This window comes from Streptomyces sp. 12E (assembly GCF_055633275.1).
On sequence record NZ_JBVNCJ010000001.1, the window covers coordinates 6,758,895 to 6,775,730 of the forward strand.

Here is a 16,836-nt window from a genome sequence, read left to right on the forward strand (position 1 = left end):
ACGCGTGCCCCTGTTCAGCACCACGATGCCCGCACCTTCGCGCGAACGCACCGGGAAGACAGCCGCGGCCGGTTCAGCCGCGCAGGTGGCACAGGAGCAGACAGACGTCGTCGTCGCGCTCGGAATCGCTCAGCAGCGGGCGCAGGAGCCGGTCCGCCGAGTTCTCCAGATCCGCGTCCAGCTCCGGGGAACCGAACGAACCCAGGGCCGCCGCGAGCCGCTCGATGCCCGGGTCGATGCCCCGGGCGCGCCGCTCCACCAGCCCGTCCGTGTAGAGCGCGAGCGTCGAACCCGGCGCCAGCCGCTCGGTGTGGTCGGCGATGTCCTGCCGCAGCGGGATGCCGAGCATCGCGCCGGGCTTGGCGTCCAGGGTGCGCACCCGCCCGTCGGGCAGCCGCAGCACCGGCGGCGGATGACCGGCGGCGGCCCACGTCAGCGTGCGCCCGTCCGGATGGAACCGCGCGATGACCGCCGTGGCGAACAGATCGGGCTGGAGGTGGCGCAGGTACTCGTGCAGCCGGGTCAGCAGCCGGCCGGGGCTGTCGCCGTCGACGGCGTAGGCGCGCAGCGCGGTGCGCAGCTGGCTCATCATCACCGCAGCGTGCAGCCCGTGCCCGGTCACGTCCCCGATCACGGTGATCAGACCGCCGTCGCGCTGCCGGAAGGCGTCGTACCAGTCGCCGCCGATGTTCAGCCCGTGCGTGGCCGGCAGATAGCGCGCGGCCAGGCTCAGGGCCGGCGTCGTCGGCAGCTCGGTGAGCAGGGCGCGCTGCAGCGTCTCGGCGATGTCCCGGTTGTGCTCGAAGCGGCGGGCGTTGTCGATGGCCGTGCCGGCCCGCCGGGCGAGCTCGAGCAGCATCACGGCGTCGTCCGGGTCCCAGCGCTCACCGGGCGACGACAGCGTCAGCACGCCCAGCGGCGCCCGGCGGGTCAGCAGCGGGATGCACAGCAGCGGCCGGTCGGGGTCCAGGGCCGACGCGGGCTGGTCGTCCACCCCGGGCAGACCACCGGGGTGGGCGGCGGCGTACTGCGGGCGTCCGGTGCGGGCGGCGCGGATCGCCGCCCGCGGATGGGACGTGGGCGGATGGGACGTGGGCGGATGCCGGTCGTCCTCCTGGTCGAACAGCCATACGTCGACGTGGCGGGCGTACCGCGGCACCAGCAGCTCGGGCAGCCGGCGCACGATCTCGTCGTGGTTGAGCGAGGCGTTCAGCACGGCGCTCGCGTCCGCCAGGAACGTCAGCCTGCGGCGCGCGTTCTCCGCCTCGTTGCGCGCCCGGCGCTCGGCGGCGAACGCCTCCCGCTGCGCGCGCCCCGCCGCGTCCAGTTCGGCGTGCAGCGCCAGGACGCCCTGGTTGGTCTGGTGCAGTTCCTCCCGGTGGAAGGCGACCAGCTCCTCCTGCTCGGCGAGCTTGTCCAGCACCGCGGCCGTGTCCTCGTCGGCGCCCAGCAGCGCCTCGGACAGGACGGCCGGGTCCTCCGTCACCGTGCCGACGCCGGCCACCCGGCCGGGCTCGGGGCACGGCACGGTCACCGTCCACGGGGCGCGGCCCGCGGCGCCCGCGCCCGGCGCCGGCACCACCGAGGCGTGCAGCGCCCCGTCCCCGGCGGCCGGGCCGGGGACGTCCAGGGTGAGCACCCAGACGCCGCCCTTGGTGAGGCACTGCCGCAGCCGGCCGCTGAGCTCCGCGGCCAGCCGGGCGCGTTCGACGGTGGGCACCCCGTGCGCCGCGGCCAGCCGGGCCACGGCGATACGGGCGCGTGCCGCGTCCGTGACGGTGCGGATCCGCCAGGTGTGCGTCATGGGCGGTCCGGCGGTACGGGGGCCAGCACGGCCACGGCGGTGTCGTCCCGCGCCGGACGCGCGGGACTGCCGGCGTCGCGGACGGCGACGGCGGCCGTCACGGCCGGGTCGGCCGTCGGCGGTCCCGTGTCCGGGGCGGGGGACCAGCGGCTGGGCAGACCGTCGGTGTGCAGGATCAGCAGGCTCTCCGGGGTCCAGTCGACCTCGTCCTCGCGCACGGTGAGCGGCCGGTGCACCCCGACGATGCCGGGCCGGGACAGCAGGGAGCGCCAGCGGTCGCCCTCCCGCAGCCGGGCCGTCACGTTGCCGATCCCCGCGAAGCGCAGCCGGCCGGCCCAGGTGTCGAGCTGCGCCACGGCGACGGCCGCGCCCCGGGTGCCGGCCAACGCCGTGTGGAGCTTGGGCAGACACTCGGCGGGCGGGAGCCGGGCCCAGCGGCGCAGCTCCTCGACGGCCGCGGTCGAGGCACGCGCCGCCTCGCTCCCGTGGCCCAGCCCGTCGGCCAGCATCAGGGTCAGCCGGTCGCCGGACCTGGCCCAGGCCCAGGCGTCCCCCGAGAAGTCCGCCCCGGCGAACGGGACGTTCACACCGCCGGCGCGCACACCGGGAGCCCCGGCGGAGTCCTCGCCGCCGGCGGAGCCGAGCCGCGCCACCGCCACGGTGCCCCGGCCGAGCGCGCTGTGCAGGCCGAAGCCGTCGGCCAGACGCCGGCAGGTGCCGAGACCCGCGCCGAGCGAGCGGGTGGTGGAGAAACCGTCCCGCAGCGCACGGTCCACATCGGCGATGCCCGGCCCGTGATCGAGCGCGGTGATCTGCACGACCCGTTCCGGTCGGCCCTCACCCGGTACCGGCGGGTCCACGAGGTCGACGATCACCTCTCCCGCCTGCGCGTGCTTGAGGAGATTGGTGGCGAGCTCGGTCGCCACCAGCGCCGCGTCGGCGGTGCGCCGCTCGTCGAGCCCGGCCTCCGCCGCGGCCTCCTCCGCCGCGACCCGGACGTCACGCACCCGGGTCGAGTCCTGCACCGGCACGTACCGGACGCGGGGCATCAGACGTCCTCACGCTGACGCGGCGGCCGGGTCACCCACGACGTCACCCGTACCGTGGTCCCCGACCCCGGCGTGCTCTTCACCTCGAAGTCGTGCACCAGGCGCCGGGAGCCGCCCAGCCCCATCCCCAGCCCGCCGCCGGAGGTGTAGCCGTCGCTGAGCGCCCGCTCGAGGTCGGGGATGCCGGGACCCGAGTCGCTGAAGGACAGCCGCAGCCCGTCGGCCCCGCCGACGCTGACGTGCGTCGCCTCCATCAGGCCGCCCCCGCCGTGCACCAGGGTGTTGCGGGCCAGCTCGCTGGCGGCGGTCACCAGTTTCGTCTGGTCCACCAGGCCGAAGCCGAGCCGGGCGGCGGCCTGCCGCACGTGCTGACGCACCCACACCAGGTCCATGTCCGACCGGATGGGCAGGCGGGCCTCGACGCCCGCGGCGGTGTGCATCACGGACTCCCCTCGCGCATGCCGCCGGAACGGGATGTCACGACGGGCTGCGCGAGGAGTTCCATCGCCGCCTCGGTGGTGAGCGCGGTCCGCAGCCCCGGCAGCGTCAGACCCAGTTCCACCAGGGTGATGGCGACCGCGGGCCGCATGCCGGCCACCACGGTGCGCGCGGCCAGCAGCTCGGTCTGCGCCGCGATCTCGGCCAGCACCCGCCCGAGGAAGGAGTCGACGATCTCCACGCCGGAGATGTCGATGACCACCCCCCTGACCCCGCTGCGGGCGATCGTCTCGGAGAGGTCCTGCTGGAGCCGGTGCGCCGTGCTGTCGTACAGGTCCCCCTGTAGGGTGACCAGCAGAACGTCGCCGAGCCTGAGGACCGGCACATGTCCCGCGACCGGGCGGGAGAACCCCTCGCTCACCGCAGGCCCGCACCGTCGGGCGCCGCGTTCACGATGTTCGTCCCCAGCTCGTGCAGGCAGTACCCGAGCGCGTCGGCGAGGCTCGCCCGCGTCTTCACCGTGCCGAGGTCCAGACCCAGGTGGACGATGGTCTGCGCGATCGCCGGACGGATGCCGGACACCACGCACTCCGCGCCCATCAGCCGGGCCGCGGCGACCGTCTTCATCAGGTGCTGCGCCACCAGCGAGTCGACCGTCGGCACACCGGTGATGTCGAGGATCGCGAACCGGGCGTGCTGGTCGACGACCGCGTTCAGCAGGGTCTCCATCACCCCCTGGCTGCGGGCGCTGTCCAGCGTCCCGATCAGCGGGACCGCCACGATGCCGTCCCAGAGCTTGATCACCGGCGTCGCCACCTCCAGCAGCTGCAGCCGCTGCCGGTCGATGAGGGACTGCGTCTCGCTCAGCGCCGTCTGCATGGCCACCAGACGCAGCGTGCCCAGGAGCATGCTGAGCGTGTTCGACCACGCCCGCAGTTCCTCCGGCGACGCCTGGCCCGATTCGGCGACCAGGAGATTCTCGGCCGGCGGCCACAGCGCCGCCAGCTCGCTCGACACCTGCGTGTTGGACAGGCCCGCGCGGGAGCGGGCCGCCCCCATCCGGGCCAGCTGCTCGCGCACCGCCGAGAAGCCCGCGGCGTCCGGGTCCTCGACCTGCTGCGCGTCGGCGACCTGGGCCAGCGCGTCGACGACCGCCTTCCCCGCCTCCACCGCCTCGTCGCGCGAGGCCGTGAACACCGTACGGAACAGGGGCTCGTCCGCCCACCGCTGGGCGATCTGCTCGCGTCGGCGCCGCAGGAAGTCCCTGACCTCGTGCGCCGGTGTTCCGAGTGCTCCGCCCGCTTCGTGCTCCGGCACCTGCTTCTTCTCCTCGTCGTCGTCGCGTCGCACCGCGCCCCAACGCCGGGGCCCAGGTGCGACCTTGGCCGGATGGCCACTCTAACCAGGCTCCGGCGCCGTCCGCGCCGGACCCCGCGAACCGCGCTCAGACCTCCGGTTCGACCGGGGCCTCCGGCAGCGCGTCCACACGCTCCAGCGCCTCGTCGACGCTCTCCGACACGGGCACGGTGATGCTCACGCCCGTCAGGTCCAGGATGCGGCGCACCGCGGGGACGGGGGAGATGATGTGCACGCTCCCCGGCAGCTCACGGGCCTCCTGATAGACCCGGAGGATGATGTTCATGCCGGACGAGTCCATGAAGGGGACGGCCGTCAGGTCGAGCAGGAAGTGCCGGCGGCCGTGATGGAGCTGGTTCGCCAGGTGGTGCTGGAACTCGGTCGCCGTGTCGACGTCCAAGTACCCCTCCACCGTGAGCAGCGCCACGTCCTCCCGGGGCAGGGTCACCTCGACGGACAACGGTTCCTGGGCAATGGGCACGAGTACCTCCAGCAAAGTGATCAAGCCGTTCGTCGCGCAGCCGCGCGTACCCCCGAATCGTCCGGTCATGCCTCGGCCCGCCCGCCCGGCCGAGGCACCCTCCTCAGCCGACCCGGATGCCCACGATGCAGGTGTCGTCGTCCGTGTCCGACCTGCTGTACGTGAGCAGCCGGTCCAGCCGCTGGTCGAGCGTGTCCGGGGCGGAGGCGGCGGCGGTGAGCAGATGGGTCAGGGACTCCTCCACACTGCGGTCCCGGCGCTCGATCAGACCGTCCGTGTACATCAGCAGGTTGTCCTCGGCGGCCAGCTGCACCTCCGACTCCTCGTACACCGCCTCCGGTACGGCGCCGAGCAGCAGTCCCCGCACCAGCGGCAGCGGGGCGGCCTCGGAGCCGCGCACCAGCACCGGCGGCAGATGGCCCGCCCGGGCCCACCGCAGGGTGCGGGACTCCGGGTCGTACAGAGCGCACACCGCGGTGGCGGTGACGCCGCCCGTCAGATGGTGCGTCACGATGTTCAGCCAGGACAGCAGCTGGCCGGGGCCCGCCCCGGTGACCGCGAGGCCGCGCAGCGCGTTGCGCAGGACGACCATGCTGGTCGCCGCCTCTATGCCGTGGCCGGCGACGTCGCCCACGCACAGCAGCACCAGCCGGGACGGCAGCACCACGGCGTCGTACCAGTCGCCGCCCACCAGCTGCTCGGCCTCCGCGGGCCGGTAGCGGACGGCCACGTCGAGGTCGGGCACCTGCAGCGGCGCCTGGGTGGGCGGCATGATGGCACGCTGCAACTGCAGCGCCAGCCGGTCGCGCTCGCTGGCGTGCTGCTCGGTGTGCGCCAGCTGGTCGCGGGTGGCCGCCAGTGCCACCTCCGTCCAGTGCTGGGCGGAGATGTCCTGGTAGGCGCCGCGGGTGGTGAGCAGCCGACCGTCGGTGTCCAGGACCGGCTCGGCGACGACCCGGATGTGCCGGGTCACCCCGTCCGGCCGTTGCAGCCGGAAGGCGGCCGACGCCGGACGGCGGTGGTGCAGCAGCGTGCGCAGGAAGCGGCCGATGGTGACGGCGTCGTCCGGGTGGGCGTGCGCCGGCAGCTCCTCCAGCGGCACCGGCGGGCTGGACTCGGGACGCCCGTACAGGTCGAAGAGCTGCCCGTTCCAGGTGATCTCCCCGGTCAGCAGGTTCTCCTCGAAACCGCCGATCCGGCCGAGCCGCTGGGCGTGCTGGAGCAGGCTCGCCAGGCGGGCCGTCTCGTCCTCGATCCGCCAGATGAACAGGATGCCGGAGCCGTGCCGGCTGACACTGATGTCGGCGACCGACGCCAGCGGCACCTGGTCGACCAGGGCGGTCAGGTTCATGCGCCGGGCGCGGAACGGCTCCCCCGTGGCGTACACCCGTTCGATCCGCTGGAACAGCTCGCTGTTCCCGGCGGCCATCGGGTAGGCCTCCAGGAGCAGCGCGCCGCTGACCATGGCGCGCGGCCGGCCCGCCGGGTCCAGGAAGCGGCCGTTGACGTGCTGGATGCGGAAGTCCAGCAGATTGCCCTGGTCGTCCAGGTGCGGCACCAGGACGAGAGCCGGGTCGTACAGCCCGTCTGCCAGGTCCATCAGCTCCGCGGCGTCCGGCAGCACCCGGGGCTGGGGGGCCGGGCCGCCGGGCGCCGTGTACGTCTCCAGGGTGTGCGCGCACAGCTCCGCCAGGGCCTCCACCTGGCGCACGATCTGCGGCGGCTGCTCGGGCAGCGGATCCGGCCAGACGATCTCCAGCACGCCGTACACACGGCCCCCCGTACCGGCGGGCAGGGCCGCCCGGCCGCCGTCCGGGTGGTGGTGCCGGCCGACACTGGGCAGGCCCCGGTCGGCCAGCGACGTGATCCACAGGCCGTCGCGCTCCGCGAGGCCGCACCGGGCGACCGTCGCCACGTCCGGCGGCACGTAGTACCAGCGCGCCGCCTCCGCGGGGGAGAACCCGGCGCTGCCCGCCAGGGTGAGCGACCCGTCGGCGCCGGCCGCCCAGATCGCCACGGCCACCGCGCCCAGCGGACGCAGCGCCTGCGCGAGCAGGGACTCGGCCACGGCCTGGGTGTCGTCCGCGGCCAGCGCCCCGCTCTCGGCCGCGCGCAGCCGTACGGCGGCGGGGTCCCGCCCCGCCTCCTCGGCGGCCCGGGTGGCGGCCAGGAAGGCGTTCGTCACCTCGGACATCCGGTCCCGGGCGGCCTGGTTGATGACCTCGACCGCGAACTCCAGCTGGGTCGTCCCGGCCTGCTCGGTCAGCTCGGCGAGCTGGCGGGCGGCCTGCGAGGGACCGCATCCCAGCCGTTCGACGAGGATGCCCTTGGCGAGTTCGATCAGTGCCCGGCCCTCGGCCTCGGCCTGCGCCGCCCGCACCTCCCGGCTGAGCCGGTCCACGGTGGCCGCCAGTCTGCCCACGGGCGAGTCCGCGGACAGCCCGACAGGTCCGGCCGACGGCCGCTCGAGCCGGGCCCCACCGCTCTGCGGCTCGCCCTGGTGCTCGCTGATGCTCACTGTGCGCACGCTCCTCGGAGGGGGGATCCCGCGGCGGGGCTCATGCCGGCAGCCAGCGGCGGACGCAGGCGATCAGGTCCTGGGTGTCGACCGGTTTGGTGACGTAGTCGCTGGCCCCCGAGGCGAGGCTCTTCTCCCGGTCCCCGGGCATCGCCTTCGCGGTGACGGCGATGATGGGCAGCTCGGCGTACTGCGGCATGGTGCGGATCTCGGCCGTGGCGGCGTAGCCGTCCAGCTCGGGCATCATCACGTCCATCAGCACGAGCGCCACGTCGGGGTTGTCCACCAGTCTCTCGATGCCCTTGCGGCCGTTCTCCGCGTGCAGCACCCGGAAGCCGTGCAGCTCCAGGATCCCGCTGAGCGCGAAGAGATTGCGCGCGTCGTCGTCGACGACGAGGATGGTGCGGCCGGAGAACGAGTCGTCCACCACGGTCTGCGGCGCCGACCGCTGCGGCTCGTCGGGCCGCACCAGCGACAGCACGTCGCCGGGCTCCTCCGCGGAGAGGTGCAGGGCGATGCGTTCGCGCAGCTCGTCGAGGCTGGACAGGAACTCCAGCGCGGTGCCCTCGGCACGGGAGCGCAGGTCCTCCTCGACCGCCGCGTCCACACGGTGGCCGCTGTGCACCAGCACCGGCACGCTCGCCAGGGCGGAGTCGCCCCGCAGCGCCTCCAGGAACCGGGTGACCTCCTCCTGGGCCGTGCCGAGCTCCAGCACCACGCAGTGGCACGGATCGGCGGCCAGCGCACCGGCCGCCTCCTGGGCGCCGACGGCGGTGAGGATGTCGACCGAGGGCCGGGAGGCGCCGTCGCCGTGCGCGACGTCCTGGACCACGCTCTCCGCGACCAGGGTCAGCAGGCCCCGGGGCCGCTCCTCCACGACGAGCAGCCGCCGCGGACGCCGGCCGGACGGTGCCCCCGTCTCGATCGCCGCCGGCTGCCGGGCCGGCACCTCCGGCAGGGCCTGGCCCTGCTCCCCGTCCGGGAACGGCGAGGGCCGCAGCAGCTCCTCGAAGTCCGGCCGGGCCACGGGCAGGAACAGGGTGAACGTGCTGCCCTGGCCCGCGACGCTGTCCACCGTCACCGCGCCGCCCAGCAGGTGCGCGATCTCCCGGGTGATGGACAGACCGAGCCCGGTGCCGCCGTACTTGCGGCTCGTCGTGCCGTCGGCCTGCTGGAAGGCGCCGAAGATCGCCTCCAGGTGCTGCTCGGGAATGCCCACACCGGTGTCCTGCACCCGGAAGGCCACCACGGACCCGCCCCGCAGCACATCGCCGGGCACCTCGTCGTCCGGCGCGGGCTCGATCCGCAGCTCCACGCCGCCCCGCTCGGTGAACTTGACCGCGTTGGACAGCAGGTTGCGCAGCACCTGCCGCAGCCGCGAGTCGTCGGTGAGCAGGTCGGCCGGCGCGCCCGGCGCCGTCGTCACGGTGAAGTCCAGGCTCTTCTGCATCGTCATCGGCCGGAAGGTGGCCTCGACGTACTCGATGAGCCGGCGCAGCTCCACCCGCTCGGGGCTGACGTCCATCTTCCCGGCCTCGACCTTGGACAGGTCGAGGATGTCGTTGATCAGCTGCAGCAGGTCCGAACCGGCCGAGTGGATGATCTGCGCGTACTCGACCTGCTTCGGGCTGAGATTGCGCGAGGGGTTCTGGGCGAGCAACTGGGCCAGGATCAGCAGGCTGTTGAGCGGAGTGCGCAGCTCGTGGCTCATGTTCGCCAGGAACTCCGACTTGTACTTCGAGGCCAGCGACAGCTGCTGGGCGCGTGCCTCCAGCTCCTGCCGGGCCTGCTCGATCTGCAGGTTCTTCGCCTCGATGTCCCGGTTCTGCGCGGCCAGCAGCGCGGCCTTGTCCTCCAGTTCGGCGTTGGAGTGCTGGAGTTCCTCCTGCTGGGTCTGCAACTCCGCCGAGCGCTCCTGCAGTTCGGCGGTGAGCCGCTGCGACTCGACGAGCAGCTCGTCGGTGCGGGCGTTGGCCACGATGGTGTTGACGTTGACGCCGATGGTCTCCATCAGCTGGGTCAGGAAGTCCTGGTGGATCTGGGTGAACGGGGTCACCGACGCCAGCTCGATCACGCCGAGGACCTGGCCCTCGACCACGATGGGCAGCAGCACCAGCGTGGTCGGCACCACCTGCCCCAGCCCGGAGGAGATGGTGACGTAGTCCGGCGGCAGCTCGTCCACCGTGATGGTGCGGCGGCTGCGCGCGGCCTGGCCGACCAGGGTGCGGCCGAAGGCGATCCGGGTGGGCCGGCCGTCGTCGTCGGGGTAGCCGTAGGAACCGACGAGCCGCAGCTCGGGACCGTCGTCGCCGTCCTCCGCGAGGTAGAAGGCGCCGTACTGGGCCGACACCAGCGGCACCAGCTCGTCCATGATCAGCTCGGCGACCACGGGCAGGTCGCGGTGGCCCTGCATCAGGCCGGAGACCCGGGCGAGGTTGGTCTTGAGCCAGTCCTGCTCCTTGTTGGCCCGGGTGGTCTCGCGCAGGGACTCCACCATCGAGTTGATGTTGTCCTTGAGTTCGGCGACCTCGCCGGAGGCCTCCACGTTGACGGAGCGGGTCAGGTCGCCCTCGGCGACCGCGCTCGTGACCTCGGCGATCGCCCGGACCTGCCGGGTGAGGTTGCCCGCCAGCTCGTTGACGTTCTCCGTGAGCCGCTTCCAGGTGCCGGAGACGCCCTCGACCTCCGCCTGGCCGCCGAGGCGGCCCTCGGTGCCGACCTCGCGGGCGACGCGGGTGACCTCCTGGGCGAAGGCGGAGAGCTGGTCGACCATCGTGTTGATGGTCGTCTTCAGCTCGAGGATCTCGCCGCGGGCGTCGACGTCGATCTTCTTCGACAGGTCGCCGCGGGCCACGGCGGTCGTCACCAGCGCGATGTTGCGCACCTGACCGGTGAGGTTGTTCGCCATGGAGTTGACGTTGTCGGTGAGGTCCTTCCAGGTGCCCGCGACATGGGGCACGTGCGCCTGGCCGCCGAGGCGGCCCTCGGTGCCGACCTCGCGGGCGACGCGGGTGACCTCGTCGGCGAAGGCGGACAGCGTGTCGACCATGGTGTTGATGACGTCGGCCAGCGCCCCGACCTCCCCGGCCGCCTCGACCCTGATCCGCTGCGACAGGTCACCCCGGCCCACCGCGGAGGCGACCTGGGCGATGGAGCGGACCTGACCGGTCAGGTTGGACGCCATCACGTTGACGTTGTCGGTGAGGTCCTTCCAGGTGCCGGAGACGCCGCGCACCTGTGCCTGGCCGCCGAGGCGGCCCTCGGTGCCGACCTCGCGGGCGACGCGGGTGACCTCGTCGGCGAAGGCGGAGAGCTGGTCGACCATCGTGTTGATGGTGTTCTTGAGTTCGAGGATCTCGCCGCGGGCGTCCACGGTGATCTTCTGCGACAGATCGCCCTTGGCGACCGCCGTCGCCACCAGCGCGATGTTGCGGACCTGGCCGGTGAGGTTGCCCGCCATGAAGTTCACCGAGTGGGTGAGATCGCGCCAGGTGCCCTTCACGCCCTGCACGTCGGCCTGGCCGCCGAGGCGGCCCTCGGTGCCGACCTCGCGGGCGACGCGGGTGACCTCGTCGGCGAAGGCGGAGAGCTGGTCGACCATCGTGTTGATGGTGTTCTTGAGTTCGAGGATCTCGCCGCGGGCGTCCACGGTGATCTTCTGCGACAGATCGCCCTTGGCGACCGCCGTCGTCACCTGGGCGATGGAGCGGACCTGCGCGGTGAGGTTGCCCGCCATCGCGTTCACCGAGTCCGTCAGGTCGGCCCAGGTGCCCGAGACCCCCGGCACCTGCGCCTGGCCGCCCAGCGCCCCCTCGGTGCCGACCTCGCGGGCCACCCGGGTGACCTCGGAGGTGAACACCGACAGCTGGTCCACCATCCCGTTGAAGACCTTGGCGATGTCCCCCATGAGGCCGTCCGCGTCGTCCGGCAGCCGGGTGCCGAAGTCCCCGTCCCGTACGGCCGTCAGTCCCGCCAGGAGCCGCCTCAGCTCCTGATCCCCCGGTGCCACCTCGGTCCCCTCGGTGCTCTTGCTGGTCATGCGCACCCTCGTTCCGGCCAGAGTCAGAGCGCGTTTCCGCAGTTCACGGATGTGCGCGATGAGAAAATACGCCGAAGGCTAACCCAGATCGCGGGTGCGGAACAAAGCGTGGCGCCCTCGGGGGAGACGGTCCGGGAAAGTCCCGGGACGCGTGCATGCACCGGCCCCTGATGGGTACTCGGCCGGATTTCACGGGGGCGCGGAGCGGCGGGCCGCCGGTGCGCGCTTTTGGTCCATGCCTTTCGAATGCGCGCGCTCCAGACGGGTATTTGCTGCTGTGGAGCTGGGCGCCGCCCAGGGGATCCGTCGTCATCGGGGAGGCAAGGAGCAGTGTCCATCGACAGCATCTGGTCGTACGCGCCAGGCCTGGACCACGTCCAGGAGCAGGACCTCACGGACTACACCGTCGTCGCGAGCGACGGCACCATCGGCCATGTGGACCGGCAGGCCGACCACCACGGCATGCGGCACCTCGTCGTCGACACCGGCGTGTGGGTGTTCGGCCGCAGCGTCCTGGTGCCGGTCGGCGTCGTCACGGACGTCCACGCGGGGGAACGCCAGGTGACGTTGGACTGCACCAGGGCCGAGGTCAAGGAAGCGCCCCGGTTCCGGACCGACAGCGAGACCATGGACCCCGCCTACCTCACCGCGGTCGGCGACTACTATCACCGGCTGCCGCCGCGCGAGAGTCCCACCGGGTGAGCACCGCACGACAGACGCGTCCGGCCGACGGCACGGGGGTGCGCAGTGCCGCCGGCGCACGGGCGCACGCCGAGGCGACGGTGCGGGCGCGCTGGGACTCGGAGGGCCGCGCTCCGCACCCCCAGGACATGATCGACCTCTCGCTCGTCGTGTCGGAGCTGGTCACCAACGCCATCCGGCACGGCGCCGGACTGGCCGGCTTCGACGTGCGGACGACCGGGGAGGGGGTGCGGATCGACGTCCACGACCACAGCGACGTCATCCCCGAGGCAGCCCGCGGAACCGGCGCCCTGCCGGACGTGCACCGGGGCAGCGGCTACGGATGGCCCCTGGTGATCCGGCTGGCGCGGGACATCGACGTCCGCAGGCGTCCGGGCGGAGGCAAGACCGTCAGCGTGTTCGTCCCCCTGCGCGACGCGCCGCCCTAGCCTCACCAGGGCAGGAAGACGTGGATGTCCTTGCCCTGGTCGTCGCTGACGACGCTGACCTGATCGCACAGCGTGTGGATCAGGTGCCAGCCGATGCCCCCGCCGCCGCGGTGGGGGTGGAAGGGCCGCGGGGTCGGCTCGGTGGTGCTGGTGTCGTGCATCACCACGTGCACCCCGTCGAACGTCCTGCGCAGACGCAGCTGGAACGGGCCCGGCGCGTACTGCACCGCGTTGGCGGCCAGCTCCGTCACCACCAGGAGGATGTCGTCCCAGTGCTCCGGGGCCGACGGCGCCGACACACGGGCCAGGTCGAAGAGGAACTCCTCCGCGACCAGGCGTGCGTCCGTCACATCGTGCAGCTTCCCCGGGAAGCTGACGCTGCGGCTCGTGATGTCCTCGGCAGCCAGTGTCCTGTCCCTACGCGGCTCGCGTGCCATCTCGCCTTCCAGGCCCCGTCGTCGCGGGGCAGTCGTCGTTGCGTCTGCGCCCTCTCGAACTGTGGGTTCCCGCGCGGGCGGAGCCTACGCGCCCGCATGCCCGGGCCCGGCCGGTGACAAACCCGTCGCCGGCCGGCGGCGGACCCCCGCCTTCCCGGGCGGTCAGCGGAAGACGTCGTCCGAGTCGTCCCAGCCGTAGGACTCGTCCACGGCAGGCGTCCGCCCCGGACGCGTCCGCGACTGGTACATCGCGTCGATCTCCAGCGCGTGGTGCCGCACGATCGCGTCCCGGCGCAGCTTCATCGAAGGCGTCAGCAACCCGTTGGCGACGTCGAACGGTTCGGGCAGCACCCGGAACACCCGGATCGACTCCGAGCGCGACACACTGCTGTTGGCCGCGGCGACCGCCCGCGTGATCTCCTCCCGCAGCGCGTTCTCCTCCCGGGCCTCCCGGGCCGGCGTGTCGCCCGACAGGGACAGCGCCGCCCGCCAGTCGTCGAGGAACTCCGGGTCCAACGTGATCAGGGCGCCCACACACGGCCGGTTGTCGCCCACGACGACGGCCTGGTGGACCAGCGGGTGCATCCGCAGCCGCTGCTCCAGGGCCGTCGGCGCCACGCTCTTGCCGCTGCTCGTGACGATGACGTCCTTCTTGCGGCCGGTGATCGTGAGGTAGCCCTCGGCGTCCAGCCGTCCCAGATCGCCCGTGGCCAGCCAGCCGTCGCGCAGCACAGCCCGGGTGGCGGCCTCGTCGCCCACGTACCCCTGGAACACCGACGGCCCGCGCACCAGGATCTCCCCGTCGTCGGCCACCTGGATCTCGGTGCCCGGGAGCGCCTGCCCGACGGTGCCGGACTTCTCCCGCCCGAACGGCTGCATCGTCACCCCGCCGCTGGTCTCGGTGAGCCCGTAGCCGTCGTGGACGTAGACGCCGATCCCCTCGTAGAAGAGGGACAGGTCACGGCTGAGCGTCGAACCGCCCGAGGTGGCCCGCAGCACCCGGCCGCCCAGCGCGGCCCGCAGCCTGCGGTAGACCGTGCGCTCGTACAGGGCGTGCTGGAGCCGCAGGTCGAAGCCGGGCCCCGCACCGTGGCCCAGCCGCTGCCGCTCCAGCGCGGCGGCGAAGTCCCGCGCCGTGCCGGCCGCCCGCTCGAACAGGGCGCCGCGGCCCGACGACCGTGCCGCGCGCAGGAAGTTCTTGTAGATCTTCTCCAGCAGCGAGGGGACGGCGTACAGATAGGTGGGCCGGAAGGTGCGCAGGGCCGAGGACAGGGACTCCCCGCCGATGTCGGGTTCGTGTCCCATCAGCAGCCCGCCGCGCACGCACAGCACCTGGATCATCAGACCGTAGACGTGGGAGAAGGGCAGGAAGGCGAGGACGGCGGCCTGCTCGCCGGGGGACGCCGTGACGTGGCGCCAGCCCGCCAGCAGGGTGTCGCTCATGAAGGCCAGGCCGCGGTGGCTCAGCGCGCAGCCCATGGGGTGGCCGGACGTGCCGGAGGTGTAGGCGACGACGGCCGTGGAGTCCGGCAGGACGATGCGGCGCATCGAGTCGACCGTGGCCGCCGGGAGGAACGCGCCGCGCGCCACCAGCTGGTCCAGCGCGCCCGCGTCCAGTTGCCAGACGTGCCGCAGCCGTGGCAGCGCGGCGCACACGGACCCGACGGTCATCACGCCCTGTTCGTCCTCCACCAGCACGCCCACACAGCCGGAGTCCCGCAGGATCCACTCCACCTGTTCGCGCGAGGAGGTCGGGTAGACGGGGACGATCTCGGCGCCCACCGTCCACAGGGCGTGGCCCAGGAGGGTCCACTCGTAGCGGGTGCGCGCCATGATCGCCACCCGTGTGCCGGGCGAGATGCCGGACGCCACCAGGCCCTTGGCCAGGGCGACCACCTGGTCGCGGAACTCGAGGGCGGTGATCCGCTCCCAGCCGGCGGAGGCCGGACGGGCGCGGTGGGCGAGCATCGGCAGGCCGGGGCTCTCGGCCGCCGTCTCGAAGAGGCTGTCGGCGAGGCCGCCGGTCAGGGGCGGGGCGGAGCGGGGAGCGAGAGCGAGGTCGCGCATGCACTGCTCCTGACGTGTACGGGGTGTGACTCGGCCGGTGAGCACCGTCATCGGCGGTGCCTGAATGTAGCCGAGCGGGAGCGCCCCCGCGCCGGGATCGCGACAAGTGTGTCCGCACTGATGATCTCGGCGCTTTCGGGGGACCCGGACGGCATGAGCTACGTCAATCCAGATCCCGAACCGGAACGCACCACCGGCCTCGAACCGGGAGGCGGCGTGCCCCCGGGCGAGACCCCGCCCGCGGAGAGCAGCATGCCCGAGGCGGGCCCCCGGGAGACGCACAACCCGACCAAGGGCTGGGCCAAGGGCCCGCTGGCCGCGATCCTCGTCCTCGTGGTGCTGATCGCGGCGTTCTTCCTGGCCTACGCCCTCATCCTCATCCTCTGACGCCCCCTACCCGCGAGGAGCGGCCTCCGCACGGCCCGCCCCCTGGGTGTGCCGTACGCACTCCGTGACGACGTCCCGCAGACTCCCCGTGCGTTCCAGCAGGGCGCGCTGCACCTGCGCCCCGTTGCCGTCGCGCAACAGGCGTGCGCAGCCCTCGCGGGCGCGCTCCAGGTCGCCGGTGGCCTCCAGGGCCTCGGCGACGTGGTCGAGGAGGCCGCGGACGACCGCCTCGGCCGGCATGCGGCGCATGGTCTGCGGGTGGAGCAGTTCGCCCGTCAGCCCCGACCGGGCCGCCTGCCAGGCGGCCAGCCGGAGCAGGCTGACGCCCGGGTCCACCGGCGCCCGGCCGGCCCGCCACTCGCGGGCCGCGGTCTCCACCAGCCCGCGGACGAGGGTGGCGATCAGCGCCGCCGTCTCCGCGTGCAGACAGACGTCGGAGACGCGGATCTCCACCGTCGGGTACTGCTGGGACAGCCGGGCGTCGAAGTAGGCCATCTTCTCGTCGAGGATGACGCCGGTGGCCACCATGTCGGCGACCCGCCGGTGGTAGCGCTCGGCCGAGCCGAACGGCTCGGTCGGACCGGCCGAGGGCCAGCGCTGCCAGACCCGGCTGCGGTAGCTGCTGTAGCCCGTCTCCTTGCCCTGCCAGAACGGCGAGTTCGCGCTCAGCGCCGACAGCACCGACAGCCAGGGCCGCAGCCGGTCCACGACCCCGACGCCCTCCTCGTCGGACTCGACGGACACATGGACGTGGCAGCCCATGACGAGCTGTTCCCGGGTGGCGATGCCGTACTGCTCCTCCATCCACCGGTACCGCCGGTTGACGCCGATGGCCGGGCTCACCGGCAGCGGCGAGGTGGCGAGGGCGGCGACGGCGCAGCCGATCTCCCCCGCGTGCCCGGCGGCCTCCTCGCGGCAGCGGACGATCTCCGCGTGCAGGCTCTCCATCGAGGACTGCGGATGCGTGGCGAACTCCAGCATCTGCTCGTGCAGTTCCCTCTCGAAGACGTCCTGTTCCGCGCCGTCCCGGGCGGCGCGGGCGAGTACCGCCGCGGACATCGCCCGCGGTTCTCCGCTCTCCGGATCGACCAGGAGGAGCTCCTCCTCCACTCCGACGGTGCGCACCTGAT

14 protein-coding genes are annotated in these 16,836 nt (G+C 73.1%); 3 read left to right on the plus strand and 11 right to left on the minus strand.

Translation table 11 applies throughout. From position 1 onward, the window contains the following. Positions 1-73: 73 nt before the first annotated feature. The 8 genes from ACZ8ZB_RS31085 to ACZ8ZB_RS31120 all read right to left on the minus strand — a co-directional run bounded on the left by ACZ8ZB_RS31085 (position 74) and on the right by ACZ8ZB_RS31120 (position 11,685). Complete coding sequence (locus tag ACZ8ZB_RS31085; protein ID WP_470740920.1) at positions 74-1,804, minus strand: PP2C family protein-serine/threonine phosphatase; 1,731 nt, start codon at positions 1,802-1,804, stop codon at positions 74-76. Further along, positions 1,801-2,853 carry an anti-sigma regulatory factor gene (locus ACZ8ZB_RS31090; RefSeq protein WP_470740921.1) on the minus strand — a complete coding sequence of 351 codons (1,053 nt, stop codon included), beginning with the start codon at positions 2,851-2,853 and terminating at the stop codon, positions 1,801-1,803. The genes ACZ8ZB_RS31085 and ACZ8ZB_RS31090 overlap by 4 nt, the downstream gene beginning before the upstream one ends. Next, a complete protein-coding gene (locus tag ACZ8ZB_RS31095; protein WP_470740922.1) occupies positions 2,853-3,293 on the minus strand; it encodes an anti-sigma regulatory factor in 441 nt (146 codons plus the stop codon). Before ACZ8ZB_RS31095 ends, ACZ8ZB_RS31090 begins: the two co-directional genes overlap by 1 nt. After that, positions 3,293-3,712, minus strand: coding sequence for an STAS domain-containing protein (locus ACZ8ZB_RS31100; protein WP_470740923.1), 420 nt, complete (start codon positions 3,710-3,712; stop codon positions 3,293-3,295). Before ACZ8ZB_RS31100 ends, ACZ8ZB_RS31095 begins: the two co-directional genes overlap by 1 nt. Beyond that, positions 3,709-4,608 (minus strand): STAS domain-containing protein, encoded by a 900-nt coding sequence (locus ACZ8ZB_RS31105; RefSeq protein ID WP_470741626.1) that lies wholly within the window; start codon positions 4,606-4,608, stop codon positions 3,709-3,711. Before ACZ8ZB_RS31105 ends, ACZ8ZB_RS31100 begins: the two co-directional genes overlap by 4 nt. Positions 4,609-4,735: 127 nt before the next feature. Beyond that, positions 4,736-5,128 (minus strand): STAS domain-containing protein, encoded by a 393-nt coding sequence (locus ACZ8ZB_RS31110; RefSeq protein ID WP_470740924.1) that lies wholly within the window; start codon positions 5,126-5,128, stop codon positions 4,736-4,738. Between the two features lie 103 nt (positions 5,129-5,231). After that, positions 5,232-7,646 (minus strand): SpoIIE family protein phosphatase, encoded by a 2,415-nt coding sequence (locus ACZ8ZB_RS31115; RefSeq protein WP_470740925.1) that lies wholly within the window; start codon positions 7,644-7,646, stop codon positions 5,232-5,234. A 40-nt stretch (positions 7,647-7,686) separates the two neighbouring features. Then, positions 7,687-11,685, minus strand: coding sequence for a HAMP domain-containing protein (locus ACZ8ZB_RS31120; RefSeq protein WP_470740926.1), 3,999 nt, complete (start codon positions 11,683-11,685; stop codon positions 7,687-7,689). A gap of 330 nt (positions 11,686-12,015) precedes the next feature. Here ACZ8ZB_RS31120 and ACZ8ZB_RS31125 point away from each other — a divergent pair, with 330 nt between their 5' ends. Next, on the plus strand, positions 12,016-12,387 hold the full coding sequence (locus ACZ8ZB_RS31125; RefSeq protein WP_470740927.1) for a PRC-barrel domain containing protein: 372 nt from the start codon (positions 12,016-12,018) through the stop codon (positions 12,385-12,387). Then, positions 12,384-12,815, plus strand: a complete 432-nt coding sequence (locus ACZ8ZB_RS31130; protein WP_470740928.1) for an ATP-binding protein — start codon at positions 12,384-12,386, stop codon at positions 12,813-12,815. Before ACZ8ZB_RS31125 ends, ACZ8ZB_RS31130 begins: the two co-directional genes overlap by 4 nt. Positions 12,816-12,817: 2 nt before the next feature. Here the strand turns inward: ACZ8ZB_RS31130 and ACZ8ZB_RS31135 are convergent, their stop codons facing one another. After that, positions 12,818-13,252: an ATP-binding protein gene (locus tag ACZ8ZB_RS31135; protein ID WP_470740929.1), complete on the minus strand. Its 435-nt coding sequence runs from the start codon at positions 13,250-13,252 to the stop codon at positions 12,818-12,820. Positions 13,253-13,414: 162 nt separating this feature from the next. Beyond that, positions 13,415-15,319, minus strand: a complete 1,905-nt coding sequence (locus ACZ8ZB_RS31140) for an AMP-dependent synthetase/ligase (protein ID WP_470740930.1) — start codon at positions 15,317-15,319, stop codon at positions 13,415-13,417. A 153-nt stretch (positions 15,320-15,472) separates the two neighbouring features. Between ACZ8ZB_RS31140 and ACZ8ZB_RS31145 the strand changes: the two genes are divergently transcribed. Beyond that, a complete protein-coding gene (locus ACZ8ZB_RS31145; RefSeq protein WP_470741627.1) occupies positions 15,473-15,706 on the plus strand; it encodes a DUF6480 family protein in 234 nt (77 codons plus the stop codon). Positions 15,707-15,712: 6 nt separating this feature from the next. Here ACZ8ZB_RS31145 and ACZ8ZB_RS31150 read toward each other — a convergent pair whose 3' ends face one another. Then, complete coding sequence (locus ACZ8ZB_RS31150) at positions 15,713-16,831, minus strand: glutamate--cysteine ligase 2 (protein WP_470740931.1); 1,119 nt, start codon at positions 16,829-16,831, stop codon at positions 15,713-15,715. Positions 16,832-16,836: the final 5 nt, after the last annotated feature.

Excerpts from the sequence above, each read along its gene's own strand:
- ACZ8ZB_RS31085 (WP_470740920.1), bottom strand. The coding sequence starts at position 1,804 with ATGACGCACACCTGGCGGATCCGCACCGTCACGGACGCGGCACGCGCC.
- ACZ8ZB_RS31090 (WP_470740921.1), bottom strand. The coding sequence starts at position 2,853 with ATGCCCCGCGTCCGGTACGTGCCGGTGCAGGACTCGACCCGGGTGCGT.
- ACZ8ZB_RS31095 (WP_470740922.1), bottom strand. The coding sequence starts at position 3,293 with ATGCACACCGCCGCGGGCGTCGAGGCCCGCCTGCCCATCCGGTCGGAC.
- ACZ8ZB_RS31120 (WP_470740926.1), bottom strand. The coding sequence starts at position 11,685 with ATGACCAGCAAGAGCACCGAGGGGACCGAGGTGGCACCGGGGGATCAG.
- ACZ8ZB_RS31135 (WP_470740929.1), bottom strand. The coding sequence starts at position 13,252 with ATGGCACGCGAGCCGCGTAGGGACAGGACACTGGCTGCCGAGGACATC.
- ACZ8ZB_RS31140 (WP_470740930.1), bottom strand. The coding sequence starts at position 15,319 with ATGCGCGACCTCGCTCTCGCTCCCCGCTCCGCCCCGCCCCTGACCGGC.
- ACZ8ZB_RS31145 (WP_470741627.1), top strand. The coding sequence starts at position 15,473 with ATGAGCTACGTCAATCCAGATCCCGAACCGGAACGCACCACCGGCCTC.